The organism is Hymenobacter sp. BT730 (genome assembly GCF_030542105.1).
Classification (GTDB): Bacteria; Bacteroidota; Bacteroidia; order Cytophagales; family Hymenobacteraceae; genus Hymenobacter.
In genome coordinates this window covers 335,076-350,427 of record NZ_JAUOFB010000002.1, presented here as the reverse complement: position 1 = coordinate 350,427, position 15,352 = coordinate 335,076, and the positions used below count along the sequence as shown (strand labels likewise).

Here is a 15,352-nt window from a genome sequence, read left to right as displayed (position 1 = left end):
TATACCTCCACAACCTCAGCACGCGAGATGCTTCCACTGCGCTCAGCATGACGGTTTAGAAAACGAGTACCATCTCTACCCCAACCTTCCATCAGGCGCGTATTTTAGCTCGCCTAGCTCTACCAACTCCCGCAACAACTCCGTCACTACTGAAGCCTGTCCCGGTACGAAATGCACCAGCACTTCCCGCGGGGTTTGCGGGGTGGTGCGAAGGAGCTTAAGCAGTTGTTCCCGCAGCGCAGGCGTAGGCGCGGCGTCCTGCTTGGCTTTCTTTTTAGCCAAGCAGATGTTGCACACGCCGCAAGCCGGCGCATCCAGCTCGCCAAAATACTCCAGCAACAGCTGCTGACGGCAACGCCCGCCGGCAGTGTACCGAATGACGGACTCTGTTTTATGCACCGCGAGTTCCTGTGCCTGCAGCAAGCGCTTCTCGTCCAGCGGAAGCTTGTCGGCATCAAAGCGCGGCGTGGTAAACAGCGCTTGCGGCGACTCGTGCTTGGGCTGGTACTGGATGATGCCCGAGCGGTGCAGGAACAAAAGCATCTTGCGCACATCCACCACGCTTAGCTTCAGGTGCTGGGCCAGGCTGTTTTCAGATATCCGCTGGAAGCCCGCGAACAGCTCGCCGCCATTAAAGCGCAGCAGGCTCTTGATGAGCTGGTCGTGCTGCTGGTTGGCTACCTGGAAGCGGTACAGGTCGGTGTGGTTGATGGGGATGTGCACCCGAGCCGGGTTGTTCACGGCTTCGTTCAGCTGCACGAAGCCTTCCCGAGCCAGCGTGCGCAGGCTGTTGTGCGCATCCAGGGCCTTGAGGCGGTAGGTTTCGGCGAACTGCTGCAGGTCAAAATCGAAGGCAACCAGCTCACCGCCGCCCACGGCTGTGCGGGAGAAGTTGGCCAGGGCCTGGTACACGCGGCGCACCACGTCCAACGGCGGGTAGGCCTGCCGGGTGCGGCGGCGCAGCTCGTCGGCATCATTGGGGCCGGAGAGCAGCACGGCAAAGGCATACTTCTCGTCTCGGCCTGCGCGGCCGGCTTCCTGGTAGTAGGCCTCCAGGTTGTCGGGCGCATCCAGGTGCACTACCAGGCGCACATCAGGCTTATCGATGCCCATACCGAAGGCGTTGGTAGCCACGATGCAGCGCGTTTTGTTGGCCATCCAATCCTGCTGGGTGCGGGTGCGCTGCTCGGCGGGCAGACCGGCGTGGTAGGCGGCGGCGGCTACGTTGTACTGCTGCAGGAAAGCGGCGGTATCTTCCGTCTGCCGACGGGTACGGGCGTATACAATGCTCGTTTTCTCGGCCCCTACCCCGCGCACTACTTCCAGCAACCGCTTAAGCTTGTCTTCCGTGCTCAAGACCGAATAAGAGAGATTAGGTCGGGCAAAGCTTTGCTGAAATACCCGGTGCGTGGCCCCGAAATGCAGCTTTTCCACAATATCCTGGCGCACCTGCTCGGTGGCGGTAGCCGTGAGGGCAATGCAGGGTACGCCGGGCAGCAGTTCACGCAGCTCTGCAATTTTCAGGTACGGCGGGCGAAAATCGTAGCCCCATTGGGAAAGGCAGTGGGCCTCATCTACGGCCAGCAGGCTTACCTTCATCTTGCCCACGCGTGCCCGGAACATATCCGTCAGCAGCCGCTCCGGGCTCACGTAGAGGAACTTCACCGGGCCGTACACGCAGTTGTCCAGCGTCTGGTCAATTTCGGTGTGGGTCATGCCAGAGAAAACGGCCTCGGCCTTGATGCCCCGCTTGCGAAGGTTTTCCACCTGGTCCTTCATCAGGGCAATAAGCGGGGAGACCACCAGGCACAGGCCCGGCCGGGCTAGTGCCGGCACCTGAAAGCAGATGCTTTTGCCACCGCCTGTGGGCAGCAGGGCCAGCGTGTCCTGCCCCGCCAGCACCGACCGGATAATGTCCTCCTGCAGCGGCCGGAACTGGGTGTGCCCCCACGTCTGGCGCAATACGTGCAGAATGTCGTCGGTGGGGTGCGGCATAGACCACGAAGGTAACACCGATTGCCCCGCGCCTCAAAGGCAAGGTATTTTCTAGCTGGGCCTTTTGCTGCATTTAGACCGTCAGGATTTTCTTTCAATGGCATCTGCGCCGCGGTACCGAACGGCTTTATATACCTCAAACCAGCCCACACTTACCAACGCTACTGCTGTGCATATTGTCAATTGCCGGAGCGTGAGCGGCTGCAGCTGGAACAGATGCTGCATGGGGCTAAATGTGAGACAAACTACCAGCAGCACCAGCGTGATACCCAGCGCCAGGGGCACCAGCGGGTTCCGGTAGCGTAGCGTGGTAAGCACAGTGAGGTGGCGGGAGCGGCAGACCAGCGTCAGCACAATATTGGCCAGCACCAGCGTGGTGAAGACCAGCGTGCGGGTCAGGGTTTCGGGGTGCGCTACTTGCAGGGAATAGAAGTACACGCCTAGCACGCCGGCCGCCACCACACTCCCCTGCACGATGCTTAAGCCCAGCTCCCGAAACGAGAGAAACGTATCCGAAACCGGGCGGGGTTTTTCCAGCATGGTACCCGCTTCCATTGGCTCGTTTTCGAACACGATGGAACAGGTAGGCCCCATCAGAAGCTCCAAGAAAATAACGTGCACCGGCCCGAATAGCGCCGGGTACTTCCAAGCCAGCAACGACGGCACCAGCACCGTGAGAATGAGCGGGATGTGGATGGAAATAATGTACTGAACGGCTTTTTTGAGGTTATCGTAAATGCGGCGGCCAAACCCTATGGCCGTGACCATGCGGCTCAGGTCATCATCCAACAACACCAGGGAAGCCGCCTGCCGGGCCAGTTCCGTGCCGCGATGGCCCATGGCAATGCCGATGTGCGCGGCTTTCAGAGCGGGCCCGTCGTTTACTCCGTCGCCGGTCATGGCGGTTACTTCGCCGTTAGCTTTCAGGGCGTTAATAACGCGCAGCTTGGCTTCCGGGAACATGCGGGCGTACAGGCCTACCTGCTTTACGCGCTGGGTCAGGGCAGTATCTTCCAAGGCCATGACTTCGGCGCCGGTGAGTACGGGCTCGGGGTGACGGAAACCAATCTGCCGGGCAATGGCTGCGGCCGTTACGGCATTGTCGCCGGTAATAATTTTTACTTCGATGCCGGCCTGGTAGAACTGTTCCAGTACCTGGGCAATGTTTTCCTTGGGTGGGTCGCTGAAGCCTACCAGGCCCGCGAATTGCCAAGAGAAATCCTGCTGCTGTTCCGGGTATTCGTGGCCGGCATACTCACTCCAGGCCGCACCTAACACCCGCAGACCCACAGTCGTGAGGGTTTCCAATGCTTGTTGGGTTGCCTGCTGTTCTGCCGTGGAAAGATGGCTAAGCACCATAATGCCTTCGGGCGCCCCTTTGCAGGCTATGATCTTACGGCCATCGGCCGCGGCGAAAACGTGGGTCATCATGGGTGGGTGACCACCCAGCGGGTACTCGTGCACCAGCTGAAAGTGGGGCCGCTCATCCACCGAACAAAACCGGGCATACGCTTCGTGCAGGGCTTTTTCCATGGGGTCGAAGGGCTGCGGTTCGCTGGCCCACATGGCGGTGGCCAGCAGGCGGGCCTGGGCGGGGTTTAGTCCCTTTTCCGGCTGTATATCCCAGGGGGCGTTGTCGCCGGGGCAGTAGGCGCGGGTGAGCGTCATGCGGTTTTGGGTGAGCGTGCCGGTTTTATCGACCCCGATAACGGTGGCCGAGCCCAGCGCCTCTACCGTTTGCGGCTGTTTGGTGAGAATCCCCTGCTTCATCAGCCGCCACGCGCCCAGGGCCATGAAGGTGGAGAGGGCCACCGGTATTTCCTCCGGCAGCACCGCCATGGCCAGCGCCAGCCCATGAAGCAGGCCGTGCACCAGACTACCCGACTCCCACCAGTTATACCCGAACACCAGCACAAAAGCCCCACTACCGATCAGCGCCATGCGGCGTACAAACACGGCAATTTGCCGCTGCAAAGGTGTTTGCTCCGGTTTCACTGCCTGCATCAGGCCCCCAATTTTCCCCAGCCGGGTTTGGCTGCCCACGGCCGTTATGCGGGCCCACATGGCCCCGCTGGTGAGCGTAGAGCCCAGGTACACGGCCTGCGTGCCATCGGCTGCCTTGTCTACGGGCAAAGACTCCCCGGTTAGAAAGGATTCATCCGCCTGCGCGTCGTGGGCTTCCAGCACCAGGCCATCAGCCACTACCTGCTCCCCTTCTGATATCAGGAGCACATCCCCCACTACCACGTCTTCGGCCCGCACATCTATCAGTTCGCCAGCGCGGCGCACGTGAGCCAGGGGCTGCGAGAGCTGCTGCAGGGCACGCAGGGCCTTGTCGCTGCGCGCTTCCTGATAGAGCGAGATACCCGCCACCAGAACAATGGCGCCCAGCATGGTGAAGCCCTCCTGGTAGCTGCCAATCATCATATACACGCCCGCCGTAACCACTAGCAGCACAAACATGGGCTCGGTAACTACCCCGCGCAGAATCTGCCAGGTGCGGTTGCCAGCGTTGTCGGTGAGCTTATTGGGGCCGAAGCGCTGACGCTGCTGTTGTACTTCAGCGGGCGTGAGGCCGGGCGGCATCTGCTTAGCAGTACTTTCAAGGATGGCAGCCCGAGAAGTAGTGACAGACATATTATAGGGATGATAATCAGGTTAATATCCTGAGAACATCGTCAAAAAACGATGACATATATCACCACTCTTCAAACTGAAGCGCATAAAAAAACCCGGCTCTAAGCAGAACCGGGCTTTAAATATAGACTTCAGGCTGAAGGTTACGCAGCGGCCGTTTCGCCGTTTTCACGGTCTTCAATGGCCTTTTTCAGCTTGGCAATGGCCTGTACGGCACGCTCTTCATCCAGACGGTTGATGTTCAGGAGCATTTTGGTTTTCTCCTGACGCGTAATCACCGGGTGGTTCAGCAGACGGATGATTTCCTCCTTCTGCGCAGCCGTAGCATAAGCTACAGCCGGAGCAGGTTCCGCAACGGGGGCTACGGGCTCAGCGGGCACGGCTTTCATGGCCGTGGGTGCGGCCTGAGCTGAGGCAGCAGCAGGAGCCGGAGCGGCTTTCACCTCGGGCGTGTTACCGCCGTACTCCATTTCCTCCGCTGGGGTAGGCTCATAGCCGGCAGCGCGGATAATCCAGGCCAGAATGTTCCGGTAGGCTTTACCGATAGCGCGCGTTTGCGCCATGCTCATGATGGCAAACTCCTGGTAGAACTTCTTTCCCTGCTCTTTATTGGAGCAGATGGCAAAGCCAGCCCCTACCGTATGGCCGGAGCGCATGTCAAACAGCGTCACTTTAGCCTGATATTTAATTTCTGACTCAGTCGAGACATTGATGACGTGGTCGACGATGGGCACAATGCCCAGGCGCGAGCCGGCATACTGCCAGCCTTCCACGTTCACGAACTCCTTGCCCTGCACCGAAGTGGTGAGCTTGTTGTCCTTGATGAACTTGGCCAAGTCCGTGGCCAAGTGCAGCGTTTCGTCGGAGCGTGCAATATCGTAGCTCTCGACTTTCATCTTCCGAGCTGGCTCTTTGGTGTTCTTGGTTACTTCGTTCATGATGTCTTCCCTTTAATACGTTTTGTTGTTCTAGTGTATAACCCCTCGGGCACCTGATAAGTGCAAAACACAGACCATTTTTTAGTAAATTTTCCTGTTGATTATCAATAAGTTACAAAATATTTTTCAGACACTTTAGCCAACGAGGTTAGTCAACAATTGATTTCTGTCGGGCTTAACCTCAACGACACTAAAAAACGGGTCTTACTGCGCCGATAACCAGTTGGTTTCTACGCAATAAGACCCGTGGCTGTTGCTGGCGCACCTGCTGGGGCGGCCGGCGGAGGTTATTCAGAAATATACCCGTCTTTCATCGTGATGGTACGGTCGGCCATGGCGGCCAGCTGGTCGTTGTGCGTCACGATGACAAACGTCTGGCCCAACTCTTTGCGCAGCAGGAAGAAGATTTGGTGCAGTTCCTGGGCATTCTGGGAGTCCAGGTTGCCCGAGGGCTCATCGGCAAAGATGATTTCCGGGGAGTTGATAAGGGCGCGGGCTACGGCCGTACGCTGCTGCTCGCCGCCGCTCATTTCAGAGGGCTTGTGGTCGGCGCGGCGCTCCAGGTTGAGCATGCCTAGCAATTCGCGGGCCCGCACGCGGGTTTCCTTTTCGGAGCGGCCGGCCAGGTAAGCCGGCAGGCACACGTTTTCGAGGGCGGTGAACTCGGGCAGCAGGTTATGAAACTGGAAGATAAAGCCAATGTGGCGGTTGCGGAACCGGGCCAGGCTGGAGCGGCCCAGCGCACTTACGTTTTCGCCATCAAACAGCACCTCGCCGGAATCCGGCGTATCCAGAGTGCCCAGAATGTGCAGCAGCGTGCTTTTGCCCGCTCCCGATGACCCCACTATCGACACGATTTCTGACTTCTTGATGGTCAGGTCGATGCCCTTGAGCACTTCCAGCGTGTTGTAACTCTTGCGGATGTTAATGGCTTGCAGCAAAGCGGGGTAATGAGAAATGAGCGAGGTTAAGAAGCAAATCTACGCAATGTCAGGCGTAGCATTCGATTCTGAGCTGCGAAAGGTTGCGGCATGCCCTTTTCCTGCGTCTGCCACGAATATTGATACCATGCTTTACCAGTGCGCGTAACGAAATTGCCCACTCGGCAAAAAGGCATAATACAGCACCAGAAGTGCCAAAAACACATACCAAAAAGCGGTGAGAGTACCGGCAACGCGCCCAGGCAGGTAACGGGATAAGATGGAATACATGGGTTTAGCTCAGCAAACGGTAAAAGGTATGGGCCACAGCCTGCCAGGATGGCTCGCGGATAATCACGCAACTAAAGCAGTAGAAATGCAGGGTGAGAAAAACGCCCAGCCATACGGGCAGCACCGGGACAACATTCGGCCGCTTTTCCGCAAACTTCTGATACTGGTGCCAGAACAGAATACCCAGTCCCTGCAAAGCGCCCCAAACCAGATACCGCCCCGACCACTCATGCCAGAGCCCCAGCACCAGCATGGAGGCCGCAATGGCCAGCATGGGCCGGCGGGTCAGGCTCAGCAATGGAGAAAATACGTAGTCGCGACACCACTGAGAAAGGGAAATATGGTAGCGCTTCCAAAAGTCATTTAGATTGGGAGCCAGAAAGGGCGCGGCAAAATTTTCCCCGGTCCGGAAGCCCAGCAGCAAGCTTAATCCAATAGCTATATCCGAATACCCCGCAAACTGCACGTAGGCGTTGCCGGCAAACCGCAGGATGCCCAGATACGTGGCCAGCGCCGGATGCTGCGGCTCCAGAGCCGTGAGCAGGTGCCCCAGATGGTTTGTGAAGAGCGCATTGCCCAGTACTACCACCTTTACATAGCCATACAACACCCGCTCCAGCCCTACCGATACCAGCGCGGCATCCCAGCGACGGCGGCGCACATCCCGTAGAAAATCGGGGAAGCGGTTGATAGGCCCTACCAGCATGGTAGGCAGAAAGAACAGATACCTTAGATAATCAGCCCAGGTATGGTGGGGCAGGGTTTGCTTGTAGCGCTCAATGGCGTAGTGAATCTGCCGGAAGGTATAATAGGACAAGCCCAGCGGCACCCCCACCTGGGTCCACCAACCAGCATGTGTCGGCCACTCCGATTTGAATACCATCCAGACAGCCACCGCCTGCCCGATGGCCAGTAAAACAGCTCCGGCGGGGCGCAGCCAGGCGCTTTTAAATACCCAATAGCTGGCCGCCGCCGTCAGCAGCAGCATCAGGGCCGATATGGGAGCTACATACAGAAGGAATGCTGCGGTCAGCAGGCTGATAGCACTTATCTGCCAGCGCTCCGGCAGCAGCCACGCCGCCGGCACCAGTAACAAGAGACTAAAGAACACGATGGTATGAAGGACAAGCATGTCGTGCTGGTTAGCGGGCAGTCAATAATTTAGGATTTGTTTCCTGCCGCAGCTTTTTAGCCAGCCAGGCAGAGTAGATGGCGCGGCCCTGGAAATTCATGTGAGCTCTATCGTAGAAATACCGGAAGTGATAGAAGCCGGGCTCATGCCAGTAGCTGGCCTGGTAGGCCCGCTGGTATTGCGCAATCCGGTAGCGCAGGGAATCACCGTTACGACCACTATAAATAGCTTTTTCCAGTGGGGCGGGCCGGGGAAAATGCAGCAAAACAATGCGCACCCCTTGCCTTTGGAGCGCCCGGAATACCTGATGCACAGGATGAAGCGGGGCAAAAGGGCGGACTGTCCGCTGTTGAATTTCGGCCACCCAATCGGCCAGGTGCGTCGTATCGCGAGGAGTAGTGGGTACCGGAAAATCCACATCCTGCATAGCAAAACTGGGCCGATTTATATCAATATTCTTTTCCGTGAACCCTAGTCTCTGCTTACTGCGGTTAACCAGTTGATAGGAGTAGCGAGCTATATTATTTAGCAGGAAAGAATCCGGCGAAAGCTCGGACCAATCTTTCATGTTGGTAAGGAGCAGGTTTTCCTCAATACAGAGGATGTCCGGCGGATACTCCTGCAAATACTTCAAAATGGGCGCCCGGTCGGTAAACGACTCCAGATTGGCACTGATGCGGAAAAGGCGTACTACCCGGAAGCGGCCGTTAGTCTTTTGGGTGAAGTACGCCGAGGGCATAACGCCAGTGCCGGTAAGTGAACTACCCAGAATAACTACCCGCGTAACACTATCCTTCCGGGCCTGCCACTCCCGTTGCAACAACTGCCGTGCAGCAACCACTACCTCTTGGTGATAGGAGGCTACGGAACGCACAAATCCCCATTTATATAGAATTCCTATGCCCATGAGCATTCCTAACGCCAACACCCATACCCAGATGGGTGTTGGCTCAGCGGGTGGCGAGTTTCTTGCGCGCAACGTCTTCAGCGGTTTGTAAGCTGTTCATGACCATAATTTCTGCCGTGGAAAACTCCGTTCCCAAGGCTTTTTCCAGCCGTACGATGAAGTCCAGATGGGCCATGGAATCCCAGCCGGCCATGCTGCGCGAGTTAGACTCGGGACGAAGCTGCTCCATTGGTACTTTGAAGGCATGCGTAGCTGCCTCTCGCACCAGTGTGCGAAAATCGGGGCCATTAGCGGTGGCTTGCGCAACGTGCGTTGCCAGCCGCTCCTGCACTACTTTCAGCTGCACTTTTCCAGACAAGCCTTTGGGCAACTCATCCAATGAATGAATTACGGTAGGTACTTTCTTCTCTTCCAGCCGCTCGCGGCAGTAGCTGGTCAGCTCTACCTCAGTAGCCGTAGTTCCTTCTTTGAAAACCACGCAGCTAATTAGCTTTTCCCCGAATACCTCATCGGCCACGCCAAAGCTGACCGCTTCGGCCACAGCGGGGTGCGTGTTCAGAACCTCCGTTATTTCCTCGGGGTGAATGTTGACTCCACCCGAAACAATAATGTTTTTCTTACGACCTGTAATGCGGTAATAACCATCGGTGCTGCGCATGGCTATGTCGCCGGAGCGGAGCCAGCCATCCGGCATCAGTACTTCTGCGGTAGCGGTGGGATTATTGAGGTAAGCCAGCATGACATTTTCGCCGCGCAGCAGCAGCTCCCCCTCGGTTTCATCTCCCAGCTCCTCATCAAACTCATTCACTATGCGGGCCTCCATGTCCACGGGCTTGCCCACGGTGCCAATGCGGTAGCTTTCGTCACCAGGGCCGCAGAACAGGCCACCGGCCACGGTTTCCGTGAGACCATATACGTTCACCAGACGCACGCCGAAGCGCACGGCAAAAGCGCCCCACAGGGCTTCTTCCAAATGCGAGGAAACGGAAATGATAAAGCGAAAATCCGGGGTGCGGAAGCTGTCTTCGTAGCCATCTGAAAAGCGCTGAATGAGCGCCAGCATAGCTGGCACGGCTATCAGGTGCGTTACCCGGTACTTGTAAATGGCATCCAGCAGAGCGCCAATATTGCTCAGGTCGAAGCGCAGTGGCCGGATGCAGACGGCCGCGTTATAACCCGCCAGAATTGGCCCTTGGATAATACCATCGGCGTGGTAGAGCAGGAGGATGTTCATCAGACGCGTATCGGCATCAAACCCGTACACGTTTGTCAGTGTCTGCAAGTGGCTGAACAGGTTGCGGTGCGTAATCTGCACCCCTTTCGTATCGGAAGTGGTACCGGAGGTGAACAGCACATAGGCTACCGTATCGGGACTGATGGCAGTGGGTAGTGGGGCGGGCTTTTCCTGGGCCAGCAGGGCCGGATATGTCTGGCTTGCTCCTGCCGATGACTGGGTGCGGCCCAGTAGCTTCCGAAAAAGCTGCCCTTTAGGAGCTTCCTCCAGCCGCACCGGAAGTACTTTATACTGCTTTGCATCGATTTGCTGCCGCTGCAAAAAAGCCTCATCGGCAATGAACGCCACTGGCTCAGCCGTGCGGATAATAGCGCGGGCCCGATCGGGCTTCACTTCCGGGTCCAGTAGAATAGCGGTGAGGCCATAGCGCAGCATCGCCCAGAAAATAAAGGCAGTTTCCACTTCATCCTCCACCGAAACCACTACCCGGTCGCCTTCCTGAAGCCCAAGCCGGGCAAAGACCCCAGCCAGCTGCGCAATGCGCTCCGTGAGCTGACGATACGTGATACGACGATTGCCCAGATCTAGAAAGGCGGCGTTCTGGCGGGCGGGCTCACTGAAGCGAGCTACGGTTTGGACGACATCGGCCCAACGGGTTGCAGTAAGAGTAGACATCAAAATACAGTGCAGATGAAACAGTAATAACTAGCAAGTGGCATGGAGCCCGCCCAGCCGGCACGCTGTTAGGCTGAGCGGCTGCTTTTTAATCAGCGAAGTAACTCCAGTAGTTGGGTTTTAAGCACTTTCCCATTGGAGGAATAAGGCAGCGCATCCAGTACCTGCACCACAGATGGCACTTTGTGCTCCCCTACCCGAGCCGTGAGATGCGCCAGAAGCTGAGGTACTATCAGGGCAGCATCGTGGCCGGGGCCCAGCGTCACAAAGGCAGCCAGGCGTTCCGTGTCATGGCGCTGAAAGGCACACACAGCGGCCTGGTGCACGGCGGCATGGGCCAGCAGATGCGTTTCAATTTCGGAGGGATACACGACTTCGCTTAAGGCATTCTTGATAAGCTCCGTGCGGCGGCCGCGCAATGTTACGCTGCCATCCGGGTTGGCCACGGCTATGTCGCCGGTGTATAGCCAGCCCTCCCGCACCGGCGAAGGAGTAGCGCTGCCGGGGCCATAGTACGGGCCCTGCATCAGGTTATCACTGTAGATACGCAGCTCCCCTTCCTGCCCTGGATCCACCTGCTGGCCCTGATCATCCACAATCTGCGCCAGGCACCCCACGGGCCAGCCTATGGTATCGGCGGTGGGTTGCGCCTGCTCGGGGCGCTCGGCCAGGCATATGCCGGTAGTCTCCGTGAGGCCGTAATAATTAACGATAGGGAGGTTAAACGCCTGCTGGAAGTCGGTGCGCAGCGTAGGCGTCAGCTGGCTGCCGGTGCTCATCACCAGGCGCAGGCTCCGCAGTTCCGTCCCAATGCGGCGCCCCAGCTGCACCCATTGCCGCAGCAGCGCCGGGCTAGCGGCTAGCAACGTGGCCTGGGAGGTTACTACTGCTTCCGCAAGCATGGAGGCGTGTTGTTTCTGAGCAACGGTTGGGATAATGACGCTGGCGCCCACTTCCAGTGGGGCCAGGGCCGCGTTGCGTAGGCCGCTCATAGCATCAGCGTCGCCCACGGCCAGGAAACGGTCGGTGGTTTCCCACCCGAAAGTTTCCGTTACCAGCCGGGCACTGCGGTATAACTGCCCGTGCGTGAGCGGCACTCCTTTCGGCAGCCCGGTAGAGCCAGAGGTAAATAAAATGGCCGCAACATCTGTAGGAGTAATGGTCGGTGGAGTAGGTTCCCCTGTTTCGGGCTCTTCCTCCAGGCTCAGCCAGTCAGAAAACCACCGGGCATTCGGCGGCAGCTCACTGCTCTCGTCCGTGTCTACCACCAGCTTGGGTACTTCTATAGGCTCATAATCCGCTAGCTTTTCAGCTACCACTAACAGAAGCTTTGGCGAAACTGACTCCAGTATGGTTTGAGCGGTGGCAGCAGGTAGCGTCATGCTCAGGGGTACTACTACAGCGCCTTCCAGCCAACAAGCCCAACTCAGCAACAAAACCTCCGCATGTAGCGGCGCATGTATGGCCACCGCATCGCCCGCAGAAATCCTGCTACGGCGCAGGGCCTGCCGAATGTCCGTTACAATGGCATCGGCCTCTGCGTAGCTGAAGCTACTTCCATCTTCCAGGGCCGTGAGCAGCGTGGCTTCTCCATAGTGCTGCTGGGCCCGCGCCCACAGCCGGGGAATGGTGTGCTCCGGCCTGGGGGCCTGAAATTCCTGAAAAGCCAGAAAATGCTGCAGCCGGTGACTTTGGGCACTAACAGGCACTAACTGAATAATATCCAGGGCGCTAAGCTCACGCAGCAACGGCCTTAGCTCTTCCACAGAGCGCCCCAGCTGCTGGGCTATTTCGATGGCGGTGTATTGCCGGGCGGCCCAATAAAGCACGCTGCGTGCCTCTGCCGACAGTTGGTAGCCATGGGCACTTGCCAAATGTTGCTGATATACCGGGTGCCGCTCTAGTAAGTGGCCCACGGCGCCACCAAACCGCTCGGCGCGGTATTCCACCCGGCCGGTTAGCGGGTTAATGTGCAGCAAGAAATTGATCAGGAGCCGGCAGCTGGCCCATGTGGATTCTTCCACAGCCAGATAGGGCTCCAGCATGGGCTGCTTTTCAGTCCATGTGTCCGGTAGTAAGGCAACCAGGCCGTTATAGTCGGCGGTGGCAGGATTTGGTTTTGGTGCCGGGGTATCGGAGCCACTGTGTTCGTTAAAGTAAAACAGCTCAGGCTCAGAATACACCAGCGCCTGGCGGTTGGTTTGCCGGGCCAGGGGCTCCAGGAATTGCATATACTGCTGGCCATGCAGCAGGCGGCCGCCACGCTCAAAGTAAGGATCCGGCTCGTTATTGGCGAGGTGCACATGCGGAAAGAGCAGGCCACCATCGGGCGCAACCACCCGCATCAGCTCCCGCAGCACCCGGGCCTGCTCGAAGCGGTGCAGCACATCCATACCGATGACCAGGCGCACGCTGTGGTCGTTGAGGGGCAGGGGCTTGTTCAGCTCCTGGAAAAGCAGCTGCACGTTGGCCGGGGCCTGCGTGCCGGTTAGCCAGTATGCATAGCCTTTATAGCCTAACACGTCCCGGTCACCGTCCCACACCGTGAGAATAGTCTGCTCCGGGAACAGGCCCGCCAGCCAGGAGGTATTCCACCCCGACCGGTCCCAGAGATTCAGAATAACGTCGCCGGGGCGGAGTTGCCGGCGCAGCATATGCACGAACGGCAGCAGCGCCCGGGTGGCCTCATTAAAGGGTTGAAAGCATACGTAAGCATCATACACGGGCCGCCGCCCTTTACGCCGCACAAACTCATCATATGCTGGCAGGCGCTGGCGCAGGGTTTCATGTATGGCCCGTGCTTTGGGCTCTATCAGTTCCGGCAAAGGCCAGTCAAGCTGGTCACCCAATATCAGATCATGCACTATAGGCATGCCGAAAGTGCCACTGGCGTGGGCCAGCCAGCCCGTTGCCGGAGCCTGCTCCGGCGTATGCATTGGATGGAAGGTATATTCTTTAAGCCTGGAATGCATGCCTGCGGGATTTTGGAATGACATAATAGTTAAATGAGGCGACTTACAGCCCGCTTATCTTGTAGTACAATAGACCGATTATTTTTCACAATAAAAGTAAATCGTATTACTATTCAAATATAAATATTAAGGTTTGATAATACTATATACTGATTAAAATAGGTTGAATTAACCAGCCGCGTCTGTCTGCCCACTATAGCTTTTCTCGCATGGCAGCAGGTGCTGCACACTCAAACCAAAAATATCCAATGGGCTTTTTTGCATTGAGTTTAAAGGAACGAAATGCCACCACAGCACTATCCTGTGCGAAGCGTGGGGCTGAAAAAACCCTGGATATTATATCCTATTTCCCCCTCCGCTGATAATTCCCTACTTTCGCCCCCGCAAATCCCACCCGAATCTTCCTTCAAACCGACCCTCTATGAACATTCACGAGTATCAGGGTAAAGAAATCCTCAAGCGCTATGGCGTGCGCGTGCAGGAAGGCTACACCGCCGACACCCCCGAAGAAGCGGTAGCAGCCGCCCAGAAGCTGACCGCTGAAACCGGTACCGGCTGGCACGTTATCAAGGCCCAGATTCACGCCGGTGGCCGTGGTAAAGGAGGCGGAGTGAAACTCGCCAAAAACCTGGAGCAGGTGAAGGAAATTGCCGGCCAGATCATCGGCATGCAGCTGGTAACCAAGCAAACCGGTCCCGAAGGCCGCAAGGTGCACAAAGTGCTGGTAGCCCAGGACGTGTACTACCCCGGTGCCGCTGAGCCCAAAGAATATTACATGAGCGTGCTGCTGGACCGCGCTACCGGCAAAAACGTCATCATCTATACCACCGAAGGCGGCATGGACATTGAGGAGGTAGCTGAAGCGCACCCCGAGAAAATTCACCGCGAGCATGTAGACCCCCGCGTAGGTCTGCAGGCTTTCCAGGCCCGCAAAATTGCCTTCAACCTGGGCCTTGAAGGTGAAGCCCATAAGGAGATGGTGAAGTTTGTGCAGGCGCTGTACAAGGCCTACGACGACACCGATTCTGCTATGTTCGAAATCAACCCCGTGTTGAAGACCTCGGACAACAAGATTCTGGCCGTTGACGCCAAAGTAACCCTCGACGAAAACGCCCTCTACCGTCATAAGGACTTCGTAGCCCTGCGCGACCTGAACGAAGAGGACCCCTTGGAAGTAGAAGCGTCGAACTCGAACCTGAACTATGTGAAGCTGGACGGCAACGTGGGCTGCATGGTAAACGGCGCGGGTCTGGCCATGGCCACTATGGACATTATCAAGCTGAGCGGCGGTGAGCCGGCCAACTTCCTCGACGTAGGGGGTGGAGCCAACGCCCAGACCGTAGAAGCCGGCTTCCGCATCATCCTGAAGGACCCGAACGTGAAAGCCATCCTCATCAACATCTTCGGTGGCATTGTGCGTTGCGACCGGGTGGCCAATGGTGTGGTAGAAGCCTACAAGAACATCGGCGACATCAAAGTACCGATCATCGTACGTCTGCAGGGCACCAACGCTGAAGAAGGCGCCCGCATCATTGATGAGTCTGGTTTGAAAGTGTACTCAGCCGTATTGCTGAAGGACGCTGCCCAGAAAGTAAAAGAAGTACTGGCAGAGCAGGGCCTGGCTTAAGCCTCCCCGCTTCTAAAGCAAAAA

The 15,352-nt window shown here is 57.4% G+C and carries 9 protein-coding genes; 1 reads left to right on the top strand and 8 read right to left on the bottom strand.

What is annotated here, in order from left to right:
• Positions 1-75: 75 nt before the first annotated feature.
• The 8 genes from Q4G72_RS08420 to Q4G72_RS08385 form a co-directional block, all read right to left on the bottom strand.
• Positions 76-1,995: a RecQ family ATP-dependent DNA helicase gene (locus Q4G72_RS08420; RefSeq protein WP_303310975.1), complete on the bottom strand. Its 1,920-nt coding sequence runs from the start codon at positions 1,993-1,995 to the stop codon at positions 76-78.
• Between the two features lie 81 nt (positions 1,996-2,076).
• Complete coding sequence (locus Q4G72_RS08415) at positions 2,077-4,632, bottom strand: cation-translocating P-type ATPase (RefSeq protein ID WP_303310974.1); 2,556 nt, start codon at positions 4,630-4,632, stop codon at positions 2,077-2,079.
• 143 nt (positions 4,633-4,775) lie between these two features.
• Positions 4,776-5,570 carry a hypothetical protein gene (locus tag Q4G72_RS08410; RefSeq protein WP_303310973.1) on the bottom strand — a complete coding sequence of 265 codons (795 nt, stop codon included), beginning with the start codon at positions 5,568-5,570 and terminating at the stop codon, positions 4,776-4,778.
• A 287-nt stretch (positions 5,571-5,857) separates the two neighbouring features.
• Positions 5,858-6,511: an ABC transporter ATP-binding protein gene (locus Q4G72_RS08405; protein ID WP_082017007.1), complete on the bottom strand. Its 654-nt coding sequence runs from the start codon at positions 6,509-6,511 to the stop codon at positions 5,858-5,860.
• A 274-nt stretch (positions 6,512-6,785) separates the two neighbouring features.
• Positions 6,786-7,913, bottom strand: a complete 1,128-nt coding sequence (locus Q4G72_RS08400) for an MBOAT family O-acyltransferase (RefSeq protein ID WP_303310972.1) — start codon at positions 7,911-7,913, stop codon at positions 6,786-6,788.
• Positions 7,914-7,923: 10 nt separating this feature from the next.
• A complete protein-coding gene (locus Q4G72_RS08395) occupies positions 7,924-8,892 on the bottom strand; it encodes a hypothetical protein (protein WP_303310971.1) in 969 nt (322 codons plus the stop codon).
• Positions 8,864-10,729, bottom strand: coding sequence for an AMP-binding protein (locus Q4G72_RS08390; RefSeq protein WP_303310970.1), 1,866 nt, complete (start codon positions 10,727-10,729; stop codon positions 8,864-8,866). Before Q4G72_RS08390 ends, Q4G72_RS08395 begins: the two co-directional genes overlap by 29 nt.
• Positions 10,730-10,821: 92 nt before the next feature.
• On the bottom strand, positions 10,822-13,665 hold the full coding sequence (locus tag Q4G72_RS08385; RefSeq protein ID WP_303310969.1) for an AMP-binding protein: 2,844 nt from the start codon (positions 13,663-13,665) through the stop codon (positions 10,822-10,824).
• 457 nt (positions 13,666-14,122) lie between these two features.
• Here Q4G72_RS08385 and sucC point away from each other — a divergent pair, with 457 nt between their 5' ends.
• The gene (gene sucC / locus Q4G72_RS08380) at positions 14,123-15,328 is read left to right on the top strand and encodes an ADP-forming succinate--CoA ligase subunit beta (protein ID WP_303310968.1); all 1,206 of its coding nucleotides are present in this window, start codon (positions 14,123-14,125) and stop codon (positions 15,326-15,328) included.
• Positions 15,329-15,352 lie beyond the last annotated feature (24 nt).